This window comes from Cupriavidus campinensis (genome assembly GCF_905397395.1).
Taxonomy (GTDB): domain Bacteria; phylum Pseudomonadota; class Gammaproteobacteria; order Burkholderiales; family Burkholderiaceae; genus Cupriavidus; species Cupriavidus campinensis.
The window spans coordinates 26,454-42,911 of sequence record NZ_CAJPVH010000004.1; the positions used below are offsets into that span (position 1 = coordinate 26,454).

Consider the following 16,458-nt stretch of genomic DNA (forward strand, 5'->3'; position numbering starts at 1 on the left):
AAAAGCCCGTTGTGCAAACGGGCAAGGCTGGATAAGATCGATTCCCGGTGGCCGAGACAACGGCCGCCGACGTCGCTCGGACGGTTCCGGGCGCTTACGTAAAGGACTCCCGCCATGACTGCCGATTCCGGCAAGCGCCGATTTGCGCGCATCGATCGCCTTCCCCCGTACGTCTTCAACATTACTGCCGAGCTCAAGATGGCCGCCCGCCGCCGTGGCGAGGACATCGTCGACATGAGCATGGGCAACCCCGATGGCGCCACGCCGCCCCATATCGTGGCCAAGCTCGTGGATGCCGCGCAGCGGCCGGACACGCACGGCTATTCGGCCTCCAAGGGCATTCCCCGGCTGCGCCGCGCCATCTCGCACTGGTACCGCGAGCGCTACGACGTGGAGATCGATCCGGACAAGGAGGCGATCGTCACCATCGGCTCCAAGGAGGGCCTCGCCCACCTGATGCTGGCCACGCTGGACCGGGGCGACACCGTGCTGGTGCCGGACCCGAGCTACCCGATCCATATCTACGGCGCGGTGATCGCCGGCGCCGACATCCGCTCGGTGCCGCTGACCCCGGGCATCGACTTCTTCGCCGAACTGGAACGCGCCATCCGGGGCAGCTACCCGAAGCCCAAGATGATCGTGCTGGGTTTCCCGTCGAACCCGACGGCGGCCTGCGTGGAGCTGGACTTCTTCGAGCGGGTGATTGCGCTGGCGCGCAAGCACGACATCTTCGTGGTGCACGACCTGGCCTACGCCGATATCGTGTTCGATGGCTGGAAGGCCCCGTCGATCATGCAGGTGCCGGGGGCGAAGGACATCGCGGTGGAGTTCTTCACGCTGTCCAAGAGCTACAACATGGCGGGCTGGCGCATCGGCTTCATGGTCGGCAACCCGGACCTCGTGGCCGCCTTGACGCGCATCAAGAGTTACCACGACTACGGCACTTTCACGCCGCTCCAGGTGGCGGCAATTGCCGCGCTGGAGGGCGACCAGCAATGCGTGAAGGACATCGCCGCCCAATACCAGTCCCGCCGCGACGTGCTGGCCAAGGGCCTGATCGAGGCCGGCTGGCCGGTGGAAATTCCCAAGGCGTCGATGTACATCTGGGCCCGCATCCCCGAACCCTACCGCGCGCTGGGCTCCCTCGAATTCGCCAAGCAGCTGCTGGCGAAGGCCAAGGTGTCGGTCTCGCCGGGCATCGGCTTTGGCGACTACGGCGATGAATACGTGCGCTTCGCCCTGATCGAAAACGAATCCCGCATCCGCCAGGCCGTCAGGGGCATCAAGTCGATGTTCCGGGCGGATGGGTTGGTTGGGGTGGGGGGGTAGCCCCACCCCTACACCTCAATCGATCCGCGCCCCCGACTGGATCACCACGGGCTTCCATTGCTCGTATTCCGCCAGCACGAACTTGCCGAAGGCTTCCGGGGCCAGTTGCATGGCCTCGGCGCCTTGCTGGGACATCTTCGTGCGCACTTCCGGCTTGTTCAGCGCATCGCTGACCGCCTTGTTGAGCGTGGCGACGATGGCCTTCGGGGTGCCCTTGGGGGCGAACAGCCCGAACCACGCGCCGGTAACCAGGTTCGGCACGCCGGCTTCGGCCATGGTGGGGATGTCCGGCAGGGCGGCGGAGCGCTTGCGCGAGGTCACCGCCAGCGGGCGCAGCGCGCCGCCCCGGATGTGCGAGATTACCGAGGGAATCGTCGCGAACATGAACTGCACGCGGCCGGCCAGCAGGTCGTTCAGCGCATCGGCGCCCTTGTACGGCACGTGGGTAGTCTTCACGCCGGTGCGCGCGTTGAACAGCACGCCGGAGAGATGCGCCGCGGTACCCACCCCAGTCGAACTGAAATTCAGCGTGTTGGGGTGCGTCTTGGCATAGGCCACCAGTTCCTGCACGGACTTCACCGGCAGCGTGGGGCTCACCACGAGCACGTTCGGCACGTCCGCGATGGGCGCCACGGCGGTGAGGTCCGTCTGCGGATTGACCTTGAGCTTGCTGTAGAGCGTGGGATTGATTGCCACTGGGCCGACCGAGGTGGCCAGCAGCGTGTAGCCGTCCGGGTCGCTGCGGCCGACGTAGTCCGTGCCGATATTGCCGCCGGCGCCGGGCCGGTTCTCCACCACCACGCTCTGGCCGAGCGTCTGGCCAAGCTGCTGGGCGACTTCGCGCGCCAGGATGTCCGTGGTGCCGCCGGCGGTGAAGGCCACCACCATGCGTACCGGCTTGGACGGGTAGGGTTGCTGGGCGCCCGCCGTGGCGGCGCAGCACAGCAGCAGGCCGGCGGCCGTGCGCCGCAGGATCTTGTTCATGGCTGTCTCCGAATCGTGTCGTTATGTCAGCCATGTTAGGAAGCCGCCAGCCGCCAGCTTTGAAAAAAGAGCAACGCAGCGTTCTTTGCGCGCATGGCGGAAAACCCTGAGCCCGCCGCCGGCTGAATGCCGCCTACCTCGGCTTCTGGAAGTGCTGCTCCATCGCCGCGCAGCGGCTCAGGTACTCCAGCAGCCGTCCCACGCCCGCCGGCAGGCAGTCCTTGTCGCGCACACACACGTAGAAATCCCGCACGGCCCAGGCATCGTTCAGCGTCAGCAGGGACAGGCCCATCATCGTCAGATAGTTCCGGGCGATGCCCTCGGGCACCACGGCAATGCCGAGCCCCTCGCGCACCATGCGGCAGCGTGCCTCGAAGTTCGACACCTGGGTCTTCACGGTCAGCGGCCGGGAGATGGTGCCGGACACCAGCGTCAGGAAGGCATCGAAGGTATGGCGCGGAAAGTAGCCGAGGAAGTCGTAGTCGAGCGCCTCTTCCAGCAGCAGCGCGCCCTTGGCCTCCAGCGGATGCCCGCGCGGCACCACCAGCCCCACGCGGTCCTTGCGGTACGGCAGCGAGTACACGCCGGGGCTGGGGCTGCGCGCGTGATAGATGCCGATGTCCACGTCGCCGTTGGAGACCATGCGCGGAATATCCACGCTGAAGGACTCCACCAGGTCGATGCGCGCCTCCGGGTCGTGCTTGAGATAGCCGCTGATGTCGGTGGGCAGGAACTGGAGCACCGTGGAGCGGTTGGAAGCCAGGCGGATCTTGGCGATGCCGTCCGTCGAGTAGGCCGCCAGCGCATCCTGCGCCAACTGCACGCTGCGCACGATGGCCTTGGCGCGCTGGTAGAGCATGGCGCCGGCCGGCGTGGGCTCCACGCCCCGGCCATGGCGACGCAGCAGGGCGGTGCCGGCGCGGCGCTCCAGTTCGGCAATGCGCTTGCTGGCGGCGGAAGTGACGAGGTTCTCGCGCTCCGCGGCGCGCGAGAGGCTTTTTTCCTCGACGGCGGCGATCAGGATGGCGAGCGAGGGGATATCCATGTCCATGGGCGCGGGCGTTCTCCAGACGGAAAGGGTTCCGGGGGGGGCGCGGCCGGGCGGCGGATCTGGCGATGCGGGTTTTCCCGGAATCGCACGGCATCGGCACACGGCGCGCCTGCGGAGTATGCACCGGCCCCGCACGCCCCGGAATACACGGTGCGGCGCGGGAGCGTTCTCCAAATGTCAAAGCTCGCGCCGGCGGCGTCCCTACCATGTGAAGCATTCCCATGAGGAACCCGAACGAGGAGCCGCTGCAATGCTGATAGACGAATTCGCCGCCTATGTGGGCCGTGCCGCCACGGCGGAACTGCCCGGCCCGGTGCTGCATCACGCACGCCGCGCCGTGATCGACTGGTTTGCCGCGCTGCTGGCCGGCGTGCCGATGGCGCCGGGGCAGCCGCTGGTGCGGGCCCATCGCGCGGAGCTGGGCGTGGGGGCGTCCACGGTGATTGGCCACGCCACCACGGCGTTTCCGGCGCTGGCGGCGTGGATCAATGGCAGCGCGTCCCACGCGGCCGAGTTCGACGACATCTTCCGCGATGCCGTCTACCACCCGGGCTGCCCGACCATCGCGGCGGCGCTGGCACTGGCCGAGCAGGCCGACGCCAGCGGCACTGACTTCCTGCGTGCCGTGATTGCCGGCTACGAAGTCTCCACGCGCATCGGCGCCGCGATCCAGCCGGCGCACTATCGCTACTTCCACACCACCGGCACGGTCGGCTGCCTGGGCGCGGCGGCGGCCGGCGCGCTGCTGGCGGCGCCCGGCGATGCGCGCGTGGCCGCCGACGCCATGGCTACGGCCACGACCTTCGCCTCGGGCCTCCAGCAGGCATTCCGCTCCGATGCCATGACCAAGGCGCTCCACGCCGGCCATGCCGCGCAGGTGGGCGTGCAGGCGGCCCAGGCCGCCGCGCACGGCGTGAACGGCGTGCACGACATCCTCGAAGGCGACGCCGGCTTTGGCGCTGCGCTGTGCGGCCAGCCCGACTGGCGCGACGTCACCGCCGGCCTCGGCACCGACTTCAATATCACGCGGATGACCCAGAAGAACCACGGCTGCTGCGGCCACACCTTCGCCGCCATCGACGCCGCGATGCAGATCGTGCGCGACCACGGGCTGGACCCGGCGCGCATTGCCGCCGTGCGCGTGGCGACCTACCAGGTGGCGCTCGACGTCACCGGCAATTTCCAGCCGACCACCGCCTTCGAGGCCCGCTTCAGCCTGCCTTACGTGGTGGCGCACGGCCTGCTGCACGGCGCGGTGCGGCTCGACGCCTTCCAGCCCCAGCGCATGGCCGACCCCGCCATCCGCGCCCTGATGACCCGCATCACGCTGACGGCCGACGCCGACCTGACCGCCGCCTTCCCGCGCCAGCGCGCCGCGCGCGTGGAGATCGAGATGGCCGATGGGAGCCGGCATGCCCACTTCGCCCCGTACCGGCGGGGCGACCCCGAGGCGCCGCTCGATGACGCCATGCTGACCGACAAGTTCATGGAACTCGGCGCGCCCGTGATCGGCGCCGGCCCCGCCGCACGCCTGCTCGACGCGCTCTGGCAACTCGGCGACCGCCCGGTGCGGGCGCTCGGCCTCGGCCAGCTGCGCGCCGGCTGACCCGCAACCCTTCAGACAGATACCGATATGACGAGAGTGGACGAACACGTGGCGCCGGACGCGACGGTGACCGGCAGCGCGCTGGCCCGGGCGCTGTTCACGCCAGCCGCCGTGGCGCTGGTGGGCGCCTCGGCCGACGAGAGCAAGAACACCGCGCGGCCGCTGCGCTTCATGCGCAAGCACGGCTATTCGGGCCGCATCTTCCCGATCAACGCGGGCCGCACCGAGGTGATGGGCCTGCGCGCCTACCCGAGCGTGGCCGCGCTGCCGGAGGCCATCGATCATGCCTTTGTGATGGTGCCGGGCCGCCATGTGCCCGAGGTGCTGGAGCAATGCGCGGCGCGCGGCGCCAGCGTGGTGACGGTGTTTTCCGATGGCTTTGCCGAACTGGGCGAGGCCGGCATGGCCGCCCAGCAGGCGCTGGCCCTGCGTGCCAAGGAACTGGGCGTGCGGTTGCTCGGCCCGAACAGCATCGGCGTGGTGGACGTGCACAGCGGCGCCATCCTCTCCGTGAACGCCGTGCTGGAGACCGACACCCTGCACGCAGGCGGCATCAGCGTGATTTCGCAGAGCGGGTCGATGCTGGGCGCGCTGCTGTCGCGCGGCGCGGCACGCGGGCTGGGCTTCGCCAAGCTGGTGTCGGTGGGCAACGAGGCGGACATCGGCGTGGGCGAACTGGTGGACCTGATGGTCGATGACAGCGCCACCGAGGTGATTCTGCTGTTCCTGGAGACCATCCGCGACGCCGCCGTGCTCGGCCCGGCGCTGCGCCGCGCCCGCGCCGCCGGCAAGCCGGTGCTGGTCTACAAGCTGGGCCGTTCCGCGCAGGGCGAGGCGCTGGCGCAGTCCCACACCGGCGCGCTGGCCGGCAACGACGCCGCCGTGGATGCCTTCCTGCGCAAGCACGGCGCGATGCGCGTGGAGATGCTGGAGACGCTGTTCGAGGCCGCCCCGCTGGCGCGCCGCTACGCCACCGCCATCCCGGCGCTGGACCGCAATCCGCGCATCGCCGTGGTCACCACCACGGGCGGCGGCGCGGCCACGGTGGTGGACCGGCTCGGGCTGGCCGATGTGGAGGCCGTGGCGCCGCCCACGGCCTTCATCGAACACATGGCCGCGCGCGGCCTGAAGATCCGCCAGACGCCGATTCTCGACCTGACGCTGGCCGCCTCGCCGGCCCAGTACCGTGACCTCGTGGAGCAGATGCTGCAGAGCGACTGGTGCGATGCGGTGCTGTGCGTGGCGGGCTCGTCGGCGCAGTTCCACCCGGCGTACGCGGTGCGGCCGATCGTCGAGGCTTCGGCGGTGCAGGGCAAGCCGCTGCTGGCGTTCCTGGCGCCGGAGGCCGGGCAGTCCCTGACGCTGTTGCAGGAAGCCGGCGTGCCGGCGTTCCGCACGCCCGAGTCCTGCGCGGACGCGCTGGCCTGCCTGTTCCGCGCCGCGCGCACGCCGCTGGCCACTGGCACGCCGCCCGAGCCCGTGACCTGGCCGGCCGGCCTGCCGACGCATGGCGACCTGTCCGAATTCGAAGCCGCCGCCGCGTTTGGCGAACTGGGCGTGCCCATCGCCCCGATGGCGCTGGTGCAACCCAACGCGCTGCAACACGCGGTGCCGTACCCGGTGGTTGCCAAGATCTGCTCGCGCGACATCCTGCACAAGACCGAAATCGGCGGCGTGGAGGTGGGCGTGCGTGACAACGAGGAACTGGCCCGCGCGGTGGCGCGGCTGGTCGACAACGCCGGGCGGGGCGCCCCCGCCGCGCGGCTCGACGGCATTCTGGTCCAGCGCATGGAACACCGGCTGCTGGAACTGATGCTCGGCTATCGGCACGACCCGCTGGTCGGCCCGATGGTGATGCTCAGCGCGGGTGGCATCACGGCGGAACTGCACCGGGACGTGAGCCTGCGGCCGGCGCCAGTCAGCCTTGAGGAAGCTCGCGACATGATCGGCGAGGTGCGTTCCACACGCCTGATCCGGGGCTTCCGGGGCCTGCCGCGTGGCGATGTGGATGCGCTGGCGCGCGCCATCGTCGATTTCTCGCGGCTGGCGGTGGTGCAGGGCGTGCGCATCGACGAAGCCGAGATCAACCCCTTGTTCGTGCGCGCCGAGGGCGTGGTCGGTGTCGACTGCGTGCTGCGGCTCAGCGCCACGCCAGATGCGGCGTAATCATCACAAATTTCTAAAATTCGGAGACTGAACATGAATTTCACCCTCACCCCGGAACAGCAGGAGTTTCAGGACGCCGTCAGCCGCTTCGCCGAGAAGGAGTTGCGTCCTGGCGCCCACCAGCGCGCCCACACGGATGCCTACCCCTGGGACGTGGCGAAGAAGATGGCCGCGCAGGGCCTGCTCGGCATCACCATTGCCGAGGCCGACGGCGGGCAGGGCGGCACGCTGATGGACGCCATCATCGCCATCCAGGCCGTGGCGGCGCACTGCCCGCGCAGTGCCGATGTGATCCAGGCCGGTAACTTCGGCGCGATCCGCGTGCTGGCCGAGTACGGCTCGGTGGCGCAGAAGGCCAGGTGGCTGGCCCCGCTGCTGGAAGGTGGCGCGCTGATCTCGGTGGGCATGACCGAGCCGGAGGCCGGCTCCGCCGTGACCGAGCTGAAGACCAGCGCCACGCCGGACGGCGCGGGCTTCCGCATCAACGGCAGCAAGGTCTTCACCACGCACGGCCCCCATGCGGACGTGATCCTGGCCTACGTGCGCTTCGGCCCGGGCGTGGGCGGCATCGGCTCGGTGCTGATCGACACCAAGGCGCAGGGCGTACGCATCGGCCAGCGCTCGAAGTTCATGTCGGGCGAGGAGTGGGCGCAGATCTATTTCGACGACGTGTACGTGGCGCCGGAGGACGTGCTGCTGGGCGAGGGCGGCTTCAAGAAGCAGATTGCCGGCTTCAACGTGGAGCGGATGGGCAACACGGCGCGCTCGCTGGCGCTGGGCCGCTATGCGTACGAGGAAGCGCGCCAGTGGGCCATGCAGCGCAAGCAGTTCGGGCGCCTGCTGTGCGAGTTCCAGGGCCTGCAATGGAAGTTCGCCGAGATGAAGATGAAGCTCGACGCCGGCCAGTTGCTGCTCTACCGTGCCGCCGCCAATGCCGACAGCGGCATCCCGTCCGCCGAGGAAACCGCGATTGCCAAGGCGTTCTGCAACCAGGCTGGCTTCGACATCGCCAACGAGGCCATCCAGGTGATGGGCGGCATGGGCTACAGCCAGGAAGCGCTGGTCGAGTACTGCCAGCGCCGCTGCCGCGGCTGGATGATCGCCGGCGGGTCGATCGAGATCCTCAAGAACCGCATTGCCGAATCGGTGTTCGAGCGGACGTTCTCGCAGCGGCCCGAGCGCGCGCGGGCCTGAGGCCGGCCCCCGGCCCGTCGGATCAGAAATAGCCGACAAACCGCGCCATGATCGGCGACAGGGCGCCGGCGCGGTGGGCCATCAGCACCCGGCTGCCGGCGTCCGGGCCGGCCAGCGGCAGGTAGGCCACGCCGGGAATCCCGGTGCGCGCGTAGATCTCGGGCAGCACCGACACCCCGGCGCCGCTGGCCACCAGCCCGATGATGGTCGTGGCCTCGCGCGCCTCCTGCGCGACGTTGGGCGCGTAGCCGGCCCGGTTGCACAGCGTGGTCACATGGTCGAACAGCCCGCAGCCCAGCCCGCGCGGGAACAGCAGGAAGCGTTCGGCGGAGAGTTCGGCGATGTCGATGCCCGGCGCGCCGCCCTCGTCATGGTTGCCTTCGCGCGCCAGCGCATGGCTGACCGGCAGCACGGCCACGAGACGGTCTGCCAGCACCTCCCGCACCGTAATGCTGGCTGGCGGCCGGAACTGTGGCGACGGCCGCAGGAAGCCAATGTCGATCTCGCCCTGCTCGAGCTGTTGAAGCTGCTGCCCGGTCGACATATGCACCAGTTGCAGCGTGGCATTGCGGTGCGCCTCGCGGAACTGATGCACCGCGCGCGGAAAGACATCGTGCATCGGCACGGATGCCGTGAATCCCACCCGAATCTCCCCGGCATCGCCCGATGCCACCTGCTTCACCACCTCGCGCGCCTGATCCAGCGTAGCCAGCGCATCGCGGGCCTTGTCCAGGAACAGCGCCCCGGCGGGCGTCAGCGCCACGTGATGGCGGGAGCGTTCGAGCAGCGCACTGCCCAATTCCTCCTCCAAAGCCTTGATCTGGATGCTGAGTGGCGGCTGACTCACATGCAGCTTGCGGGCAGCCTCGCTGAAGCTCAACGCCTCGGCGACGGCCACGAAATATCGGAGTTGGCGAAAGTCCATGATTCGAAATCGAAATAACAAGCCATCTGAAAACATATTGGACAGTATCACGACGGCTGCACAGAATGGGCGCACTTAAAAGAAACCTGGAGAAGACAATGCGCGGGTCCGCTCGTCGTCGTGTTTCGCAGGGCGCGCGCCGCCCGTTCTTGATCAATTCGCTCGCCACGCTGCTGGCCGCCACCCTTGGCCTGGCCGTCTCGGCCCCGCAGGCCGCCGAGGTGTATCCGGACAAGCCCATCCGTCTGGTCGTGCCGTACGCCGCCGGTGGCGCGGTAGACATCGTGGCGCGGGCCGTGGGCCAGAAGATGGGCCAGGTACTCAAGCAGCCGATCATCGTCGACAACCGCCCGGGCGCCAGCACCAATATCGGCCTGGACATCGTCGCCAAGTCCCCGGCGGACGGCTACACGATCATGATGGCGTCCAACAGCCTCGCCACCAATTCGGCGCTGTTCGCCAAGCTGTCCTTCAACCCCGCCACCGACTTCGCGCCCGTGGCACGCGTGGGCGAGGCCTCGCTGGTAGTGGTGGTGCCGGCCAAGTCGAAGATCGACTCGCTGAAGACCCTCGTCGCCCAGGCCAAGGCCCAGCCCGGCAAGCTGGCGTACGCGTCCGCCGGCAACGGCAGCTCCGGCCATCTGGCCGGTGAAATGCTCAAGGACACCGCCGGCATCGACGTGCTGCACGTGCCCTACAAGGGCGGCGCCCCGGCCATCACCGACCTGCTCGGCGAACGGATCACCTTCATGCCGATCAACCCGCTCGAGGTCATCACCCATATCCACGCCGGCACGCTGCGCCCGCTGGCCGTGGCCAGTGCCAAGCGTTCGGCCCTGCTGCCGGACGTGCCGACCTCGCGCGAGGAAGGTCTGCCCAACTTCACCGCTTCGGTCTGGTGGGGTCTCGTGGCGCCTGCCAAGACGCCGCCCGCGATCATCAAGCAGCTCAACGCCGCCGCCAACACCGCGCTGGCCGACGCCGACGTGCGCAAGCAGCTCACCCAACTGGGCGTGACCATCCTGCCCGGCACGCCGGAAGCCTTCGGCCAGTTCGTGCGCACCGAAACCACGACCTGGGCGGGCGTTATCCGCAAGGCCGGCATCACGGCCGACTGAGTCTCACCCTGACTGGTATTACGTATGTCCCAAAACACCGCTCCTTCCACGGCCCCCGCGACCCGGCCGTCCATTCTGGTTGTCAGCGCCCACGCGGCTGACTTCGTCTGGCGCGCCGGCGGCGCCATCGCGCTCTACGCGGAGCGCGGCTACCACGTGCGCATCGTCTGCCTGTCGTTCGGCGAGCGCGGCGAATCGGCCAAGATGTGGCGCCAGCCGGGCATGACGATGGACCGCGTGAAGGCCGCCCGTCATGAAGAGGCGCAGCGCGCCGCCGAGATCCTCGGTGGCACGCTGGAGTGCTTCGACCTCGGCGACTATCCCTTGCGCGTGCCCGACGAGGCGCTGCTGCGTCTGGCCGACATCTACCGCGACATCCGTCCCGAACTGGTGATGAGCCACTCGCGCGAGGACATCTACAACTTCGACCATCCGCTCGCCACACATGTGGCGCAAGAGGCGCGTGTGATTGCCCAGGCCCACGGCTACAAGCCCGAGGTGCCGGTGATCGGCGCGCCGCCGGTGTTCCTGTTCGAGCCGCACCAGCCCGAGCAGTGCAACTGGAAGCCGGACGTGCTGCTGGATATCTCCGCCGTCTGGGAGAAGAAGCAGCGCGCGTTCACGACCATGGCCGCGCAGGAGCACCTGTGGGAGTACTACACCCGGGTGGCGCTCCAGCGCGGGGCGCAGGCCACGCGTAATTCCGATCGCAAGGTGCAGTACGGCGAAGGCTACGCACGCGTGTTCCCCCAGGTTTCGGAGGTGCTGGCATGAAGACGATTGCTTACCGCAATATCCTGCGCGCGGCGCCCGCCGCGATCGAGTCGCTCGGCAAGCTGGGCGTGGCCACGGTGCATGAGGCGCAGCGCCGCACCGGCCTGATGAAGCCGTATCTGCGGCCGATCCAGTCCGGCGCGGCCATCGCCGGCAGCGCCGTGACCGCGCTGATGCACCCCGGCGACAACTGGATGATCCACGTGGCCGTGGAGATGATCCAGCCGGGCGACGTGCTGGTCGTGGCCCTGACCAGCGACTGCACGGACGGCCTGTTCGGCGACCTGCTGGCCACGTCCCTGAAGGCGCGCGGTGCGCGCGGCCTGATCATCGACGGCGGCGTGCGCGATGTCAGCACCCTCAACGCGATGGGCTTCCCGGTCTGGTCCCGCGCCGTGCACGCGCAGGGCGCCGTGAAGGAAACCGTGGGCGCCGTGAACGTGCCGGTGGTCTGCGCCGGCGCCACTGTGCGGCCGGGCGACGTGATCGTGGCGGACGACGACGGCGTGGTCGTGGTGGCGCGCCCGCAGGCGCAGGACATCGCGCAAAAGGCGGCCGAGCGCGAGGCGCTGGAGCTGTCCAAGCGCGACAAGCTCGCCTCCGGCGTACTCGGCGTGGACATGTACAACATGCGCCCGGCCCTGGCGGCGAAGGGTCTGGTCTACCTCGACCAGACCGTGGACTGGTACAGCGGCGCCGACGAAGCCTGACGGCGCCCGGGGTGCCCGCGCCACGCGCGGCCCCCGCACATCTGGTATAAGACCCCGGAACAACAGGTCGAATCCCGCCGGCGCGGCAGGGATCCGCGAGAACGGGGGAGACAGATGGAACTGCGCCAGCTTCAGTATTTCGTCCGGGTGGTCGAGCTTGGCAGCATGAGCCGTGCCGCGCTCGAGCTGGACATGGTGCAGTCGGCCGTCAGCCAGCAGATCAGCCGGCTCGAAGGCGAGCTTTCCACCCGGCTGTTGCGCCGAACGCCGCAGGGCGTGACCCCCACCGAGGCCGGCCTGGCCTTTTTCCACGAAGCCCAGCTGACGCTGCGCCACGCCGAGCAGGCGCGGCGCGCGGCCCATCACGCGCGCCTTTCCGGCACCGTGAGTGTGGGGCTGGCGCCGACCACGGCATCGGTGATCGGCGTGCCGCTGATCCGCGCCATGCGGGAGCGTTACCCCGATGTGCGCCTGCATATCGTCGAAAGCCTGTCCGGCCACCTGACCGCCATGCTCAACGCCCGCCAGCTCGACCTCGCGGTGCTGTTCGACACGCATGCCGCCCGGCGCTGGACCGTGCTGCCGCTGCTGGAGGAGACGCTGTTTCTGATCCAGTCCCGCCAGACGCTGCCCCAGGGCAAGGCGGAGCCGCCCACCCAGCTTGGCATGGCCGACCTTGCCGAGGTGCCGCTGATCATGCCGACCGGCGTGCACGGCCTGCGCAGCACGCTGGACGCCGCGTTCGCCCGCGCCAAGGTGGCGCCGCGCGTGATCCAGGAGGTGGACTCGCTGGCGATGCTGATGTCCGCCGTGGACATGGGCTTCGGCGCCACGCTCCAGCCCTGGGCGGCAGTGGGGCGGTACCCGGACGCCGCGACGCGCTTCCACCTTGCCCAGATCGACGACCCGAGCGTGGGCCGGCGCAACCTGCTGTGCAGCCTGTCCGACGACGAACTGTCGCCCGCCGCCCTGGCGCTGCGGGTGGTGCTGGCCGACACCGCCCGCGGACTGGTGAAGTCCGGGGGGTGGAGAGGGGCGCGGTTGATCGAGGGGTGACATGCGCGTCAGTCTGGAACGCGGCGGAAGCCAGGCACGCGTGACGCGCGCCTGTCGAACGTGTAGATGAACCTGCATCTCATGCTCTGGCAGCTTTCCAGAATGACGCAATCGCCGAAGTCGATGCCTGTCTTCCCGTAGCGGACCATGGCACGGCATACGGTTGCGTACGATTCCAGGACGATCCAGTGGGATTCGAGGAAGGCCACCAGCACGCGCGTGATGCGCTTGCGGGTGAAGGCGTAGCGCTTCTTAAGGACCCAGACGAGTTCAACGAGGGCGGCCAGCGGCACAAAACCGCGGCACCCACTGGAAAACGATGCGATCACGCGGCTGGCGTGTCGAGCCTGAGGGGTATCGTCCTGCGTGAAGTGCCGGACTAACACACAAGTGTCGAGTCCTATCATTGGCGCTCCTCCGCAGCATATCTCTGCAACACCTTTTCCAGCCGCGCCTCAATATCCGCGATTTCCTCGGGGCTCAGCGGCCCGTCATCCGGGTCGTCCTCGTACGGCCCATTGAGTTTCCGGAGCACCGATTCGACGATGGCGTCACCGATGGCATCGTCTATCTCCTCAATCGTCAAGGGTTTGGGCGGCTCGGGAAGGGTGGCCGGGTCGGTGGGATGTTCGTTCATGGTCCTGGACTCCAAAAGTTGGGGAAACGAACACCTGCAAGGTGCCGTCAACGCAACTTTCCCTCACCGCAAGCCCCTTGCCTATGAGACAGCTCTGAAATTTCCCCGGACCGGCCCCGGACCGCCCGGACCCCCATCACAAATCGTGATACCCCCATGCCCGTCAAGGGGTTAGCAGCGGTCCGGCGGGCGGATACAGTCCGGCACAGACTCCCGAAGCCATAGAAAAAGTCGTGTCCAACCCCACTCAACCTTCCCGAAAGGGCGCCCGGCCATGATCGACGTCCTTGTGATTGGCGGCGGCAATGCCGCCCTGTGCGCCGCGCTGATGGCCCGCGAGGCCGGCGCCAGCGTGATGCTGCTCGAATCCGCCCCGCGCGAATGGCGCGGCGGCAACTCCCAGCACACCCGTAACCTGCGTTGCATGCATGACGCGCCGCAAGACGTGCTGATCGATGCCTACCCCGAGGAGGAGTACTGGCAGGATCTGCTCAAGGTCACCGGCGGGCTGACTGACGAACGGCTGGCCCGGCTGGCCATCCGCGCCTCGTCCAACTGCCGTGACTGGATGCGCAGCCATGGCGTCCATTTCCAGCCGCCACTCTCGGGCGCGCTGCACGTGGCGCGCACCAACGCCTTCTTCATGGGCGGGGGCAAGGCCCTCGTCAACGCCTACTACCGCAGCGCCGAGCAGCTCGGCGTGCAGATCCGCTACAACGCGCCGGTCGATGCCATCGAGCTGGATGGCGGCCGCTTCGTGGCGGCGCGCATCGGCAGCGAGCGGATCGAGGCGCGCGCCTGCGTGCTGGCCGCCGGCGGCTTCGAGTCGAACCGGGAATGGCTGCGCGAGGCCTGGGGCCAGAACGAGCGCGGCGAATGGCCGGCGGACAACTTCCTGATCCGTGGCACGCGCTTCAACATGGGCGTGCTGCTGAAATACATGATCGAGGCGGGCGCGGATGCCATCGGCGATCCGTCCCAGTCGCACTGCGTGGCTATCGACGCCCGCGCGCCGCTCTATGACGGCGGCATCTGCACGCGGATCGACTGCGTCTCGCTGGGCGTGGTGCTGAACGCCAACGCCGCGCGCTTCTACGACGAAGGCGAGGATTTCTGGCCGAAACGCTATGCGATCTGGGGCCGGCTGGTGGCCCAGCAGCCGCAGCAGATCGGTTACTCGATCATCGACGCCAAGGCCGTGGGCCGCTTCATGCCGCCGGTGTTCCCGGGCGTGAAGGCAGACACGCTGCCCGAACTCGCGCGCAAGCTCGGCCTCGACGAGGCCACCTTCATGCGCACCATCAACGACTACAACGCCGCCTGCCGCGTGGGCAAGTTCGACCACACCGTGCTCGACGACTGCCACACCGAGGGCGTGACACCGGCCAAGACCCACTGGGCCCGCCCGCTGGACACCGCGCCGTTCTACGGCTACGCGCTGCGCCCCGGCATCACCTTCACCTACCTGGGTTTGAAGGTGAACGAGGCGTCGGCCGTGCATTTCGGCGGCCAGCCCAGCGACAACCTGTTCGTGGCCGGCGAGATGATGGCCGGCAATGTGCTGGGCAAGGGCTACACGGCCGGCGTGGGGATGGCCATCGGCACGGCGTTCGGCCGTATCGCCGGCACCCAGGCGGCCAAGGCGGCACTCGCCCCGGCAAAGGGCCAACGCGCCCGCGCATCACAGGAAATCGAACATGCAACATCTTGAAGCGCTGACGCGCGAGGCGGCGGCGCTGGCACAGGGCGTGCTGCCGCTGACCGCCGACGAGGGCGAAGTCGCCCGCACCCTGCAGATCTGCAACGCCTGCCGCTATTGCGAGGGCTTCTGCGCCGTGTTCCCGGCCATGACGCGCCGGCTGGAGTTCCCCAAGGCGGACATCCACTACCTGGCCAACCTCTGCCACAACTGCGGCGCCTGCTACCACGCCTGCCAGTACGCGCCGCCGCACGAGTTCGCGGTGAACATTCCCCAGGCGATGGCCAAGGTGCGGGTGCAGACCTATGGCGACTACGCGTTTCCGGCTGCGCTGGGCGGGCTGTACCGCCGCGCCGGCCTGACCACCGCGCTGGCGCTGGCCGGCGGGCTGGCGCTGTTCCTGCTGATGGTGCTCGCCATGCGCGGCAGCCTGCTGCACGCGCCGCTGGCCGGCAATTTCTACGCGATCTTCCCGCACAACCTGCTGGCGGCGATGTTCGGCGTGGTGTTCCTGTTTGCGATCGGCGCGCTGGGCGTGGGCGTCACGCGCTTCTGGCGGCAGGTTTCGCCGGGCACGCGGCCGGGCGAGTCGCGTGGGGCGGCCGTTGGCGGCGCCGCGCACGACGCGCTGCGGCTCAAGTATCTGGACGGCGGCCATGGCCAGGGCTGCAACAACGCCGACGACGCCTTCACGCTGGCGCGCCGCCGCTTCCACCATTTCACGTTCTACGGCTTCATGCTGTGCTTCGCCGCCACCACGGTGGCCACGCTGTACCACTATCTGCTGGATTACCACGCGCCGTATCCGGTGACGAGCCTGCCGGTGCTGCTGGGCATCGCGGGCGGCATCGGGCTGCTGGTCGGCCCGGCCGGGCTGCTGTGGCTGAACCTGCGCCGCGACCCCAACACCGGCGATGCCAGCCAGCGCCCGATGGACCGCGGCTTCATCGCGCTGCTGTTTCTGACCAGCGCCAGCGGCCTGGCGCTGCTGGCCTGGCGCGACTCCGCCGCCATGGCCGCGCTGCTGGCCGTGCATCTCGGTATCGTAATGGCGCTGTTCCTGACGCTGCCGTATGGCAAGTTCGCCCACGGCATCTTCCGCAGCGCGGCATTGCTGAAATGGAATATCGAAAAACGCCGGCCCAGTGATCTCGCGCTTGGCGCCGACTGACCCGCTCACACCAGATCCAACCATCCCCAAAGGAGACT

Annotated in this window: 15 protein-coding genes; 10 read left to right on the forward strand and 5 right to left on the reverse strand. The window is 68.7% G+C overall.

What is annotated here, in order from left to right; translation table 11 throughout:
* The first annotated feature begins 114 nt into the window (after positions 1-114).
* Entirely contained in the window at positions 115-1,329 is a 1,215-nt protein-coding gene (gene alaC, locus KHO18_RS03825) for an alanine transaminase (RefSeq protein ID WP_144196982.1), read from the forward strand.
* A 15-nt stretch (positions 1,330-1,344) separates the two neighbouring features.
* Here alaC and KHO18_RS03830 read toward each other — a convergent pair whose 3' ends face one another.
* Both KHO18_RS03830 and KHO18_RS03835 read right to left on the reverse strand, forming a co-directional pair.
* The gene (locus tag KHO18_RS03830) at positions 1,345-2,313 is read right to left on the reverse strand and encodes a Bug family tripartite tricarboxylate transporter substrate binding protein (RefSeq protein WP_144196983.1); all 969 of its coding nucleotides are present in this window, start codon (positions 2,311-2,313) and stop codon (positions 1,345-1,347) included.
* A gap of 133 nt (positions 2,314-2,446) precedes the next feature.
* Complete coding sequence (locus tag KHO18_RS03835) at positions 2,447-3,358, reverse strand: LysR family transcriptional regulator (RefSeq protein WP_211942833.1); 912 nt, start codon at positions 3,356-3,358, stop codon at positions 2,447-2,449.
* Between the two features lie 256 nt (positions 3,359-3,614).
* Here KHO18_RS03835 and KHO18_RS03840 point away from each other — a divergent pair, with 256 nt between their 5' ends.
* The 3 genes from KHO18_RS03840 to KHO18_RS03850 are packed head-to-tail and all read left to right on the forward strand — an operon-like array spanning position 3,615 to position 8,330.
* Positions 3,615-4,970 carry an MmgE/PrpD family protein gene (locus KHO18_RS03840; protein ID WP_144196984.1) on the forward strand — a complete coding sequence of 452 codons (1,356 nt, stop codon included), beginning with the start codon at positions 3,615-3,617 and terminating at the stop codon, positions 4,968-4,970.
* Between the two features lie 27 nt (positions 4,971-4,997).
* Positions 4,998-7,136: an acetate--CoA ligase family protein gene (locus KHO18_RS03845; protein ID WP_211942792.1), complete on the forward strand. Its 2,139-nt coding sequence runs from the start codon at positions 4,998-5,000 to the stop codon at positions 7,134-7,136.
* A 33-nt stretch (positions 7,137-7,169) separates the two neighbouring features.
* Positions 7,170-8,330, forward strand: coding sequence for an acyl-CoA dehydrogenase family protein (locus tag KHO18_RS03850; protein WP_144196986.1), 1,161 nt, complete (start codon positions 7,170-7,172; stop codon positions 8,328-8,330).
* Between the two features lie 22 nt (positions 8,331-8,352).
* Here KHO18_RS03850 and KHO18_RS03855 read toward each other — a convergent pair whose 3' ends face one another.
* On the reverse strand, positions 8,353-9,255 hold the full coding sequence (locus tag KHO18_RS03855) for a LysR family transcriptional regulator (RefSeq protein WP_144196987.1): 903 nt from the start codon (positions 9,253-9,255) through the stop codon (positions 8,353-8,355).
* Positions 9,256-9,353: 98 nt separating this feature from the next.
* Between KHO18_RS03855 and KHO18_RS03860 the strand changes: the two genes are divergently transcribed.
* The 4 genes from KHO18_RS03860 (at position 9,354) to KHO18_RS03875 (ending at position 12,913) form a co-directional block, all read left to right on the forward strand.
* Complete coding sequence (locus KHO18_RS03860) at positions 9,354-10,373, forward strand: Bug family tripartite tricarboxylate transporter substrate binding protein (RefSeq protein ID WP_211942793.1); 1,020 nt, start codon at positions 9,354-9,356, stop codon at positions 10,371-10,373.
* Positions 10,374-10,397: 24 nt separating this feature from the next.
* A complete protein-coding gene (locus tag KHO18_RS03865) occupies positions 10,398-11,147 on the forward strand; it encodes a PIG-L deacetylase family protein (protein WP_144196989.1) in 750 nt (249 codons plus the stop codon).
* Positions 11,144-11,857 (forward strand): 4-carboxy-4-hydroxy-2-oxoadipate aldolase/oxaloacetate decarboxylase, encoded by a 714-nt coding sequence (locus KHO18_RS03870; protein WP_144196990.1) that lies wholly within the window; start codon positions 11,144-11,146, stop codon positions 11,855-11,857. The genes KHO18_RS03865 and KHO18_RS03870 overlap by 4 nt, the downstream gene beginning before the upstream one ends.
* Before the next feature lie 114 nt (positions 11,858-11,971).
* Positions 11,972-12,913: a LysR family transcriptional regulator gene (locus tag KHO18_RS03875; protein ID WP_144196991.1), complete on the forward strand. Its 942-nt coding sequence runs from the start codon at positions 11,972-11,974 to the stop codon at positions 12,911-12,913.
* A gap of 8 nt (positions 12,914-12,921) precedes the next feature.
* Here KHO18_RS03875 and KHO18_RS03880 read toward each other — a convergent pair whose 3' ends face one another.
* Entirely contained in the window at positions 12,922-13,320 is a 399-nt protein-coding gene (locus KHO18_RS03880) for a PIN domain-containing protein (protein ID WP_144196992.1), read from the reverse strand.
* Positions 13,317-13,550, reverse strand: a complete 234-nt coding sequence (locus KHO18_RS03885; protein WP_092297239.1) for a hypothetical protein — start codon at positions 13,548-13,550, stop codon at positions 13,317-13,319. Before KHO18_RS03885 ends, KHO18_RS03880 begins: the two co-directional genes overlap by 4 nt.
* Before the next feature lie 274 nt (positions 13,551-13,824).
* Between KHO18_RS03885 and tcuA the strand changes: the two genes are divergently transcribed.
* Entirely contained in the window at positions 13,825-15,261 is a 1,437-nt protein-coding gene (gene tcuA, locus KHO18_RS03890; RefSeq protein WP_144196993.1) for an FAD-dependent tricarballylate dehydrogenase TcuA, read from the forward strand.
* Positions 15,248-16,420: a tricarballylate utilization 4Fe-4S protein TcuB gene (gene tcuB, locus KHO18_RS03895; RefSeq protein WP_144196994.1), complete on the forward strand. Its 1,173-nt coding sequence runs from the start codon at positions 15,248-15,250 to the stop codon at positions 16,418-16,420. The genes tcuA and tcuB overlap by 14 nt, the downstream gene beginning before the upstream one ends.
* Positions 16,421-16,458: the final 38 nt, after the last annotated feature.

Excerpts from the sequence above, each read along its gene's own strand:
- KHO18_RS03875 (WP_144196991.1), top strand. The coding sequence starts at position 11,972 with ATGGAACTGCGCCAGCTTCAGTATTTCGTCCGGGTGGTCGAGCTTGGC.
- KHO18_RS03840 (WP_144196984.1), top strand. The coding sequence starts at position 3,615 with ATGCTGATAGACGAATTCGCCGCCTATGTGGGCCGTGCCGCCACGGCG.
- KHO18_RS03835 (WP_211942833.1), bottom strand. The coding sequence starts at position 3,358 with ATGGATATCCCCTCGCTCGCCATCCTGATCGCCGCCGTCGAGGAAAAA.
- KHO18_RS03870 (WP_144196990.1), top strand. The coding sequence starts at position 11,144 with ATGAAGACGATTGCTTACCGCAATATCCTGCGCGCGGCGCCCGCCGCG.
- KHO18_RS03865 (WP_144196989.1), top strand. The coding sequence starts at position 10,398 with ATGTCCCAAAACACCGCTCCTTCCACGGCCCCCGCGACCCGGCCGTCC.
- KHO18_RS03845 (WP_211942792.1), top strand. The coding sequence starts at position 4,998 with ATGACGAGAGTGGACGAACACGTGGCGCCGGACGCGACGGTGACCGGC.
- tcuB (WP_144196994.1), top strand. The coding sequence starts at position 15,248 with ATGCAACATCTTGAAGCGCTGACGCGCGAGGCGGCGGCGCTGGCACAG.
- KHO18_RS03830 (WP_144196983.1), bottom strand. The coding sequence starts at position 2,313 with ATGAACAAGATCCTGCGGCGCACGGCCGCCGGCCTGCTGCTGTGCTGC.
- KHO18_RS03850 (WP_144196986.1), top strand. The coding sequence starts at position 7,170 with ATGAATTTCACCCTCACCCCGGAACAGCAGGAGTTTCAGGACGCCGTC.
- KHO18_RS03880 (WP_144196992.1), bottom strand. The coding sequence starts at position 13,320 with ATGATAGGACTCGACACTTGTGTGTTAGTCCGGCACTTCACGCAGGAC.
- KHO18_RS03860 (WP_211942793.1), top strand. The coding sequence starts at position 9,354 with ATGCGCGGGTCCGCTCGTCGTCGTGTTTCGCAGGGCGCGCGCCGCCCG.
- tcuA (WP_144196993.1), top strand. The coding sequence starts at position 13,825 with ATGATCGACGTCCTTGTGATTGGCGGCGGCAATGCCGCCCTGTGCGCC.
- KHO18_RS03855 (WP_144196987.1), bottom strand. The coding sequence starts at position 9,255 with ATGGACTTTCGCCAACTCCGATATTTCGTGGCCGTCGCCGAGGCGTTG.
- KHO18_RS03885 (WP_092297239.1), bottom strand. The coding sequence starts at position 13,550 with ATGAACGAACATCCCACCGACCCGGCCACCCTTCCCGAGCCGCCCAAA.
- alaC (WP_144196982.1), top strand. The coding sequence starts at position 115 with ATGACTGCCGATTCCGGCAAGCGCCGATTTGCGCGCATCGATCGCCTT.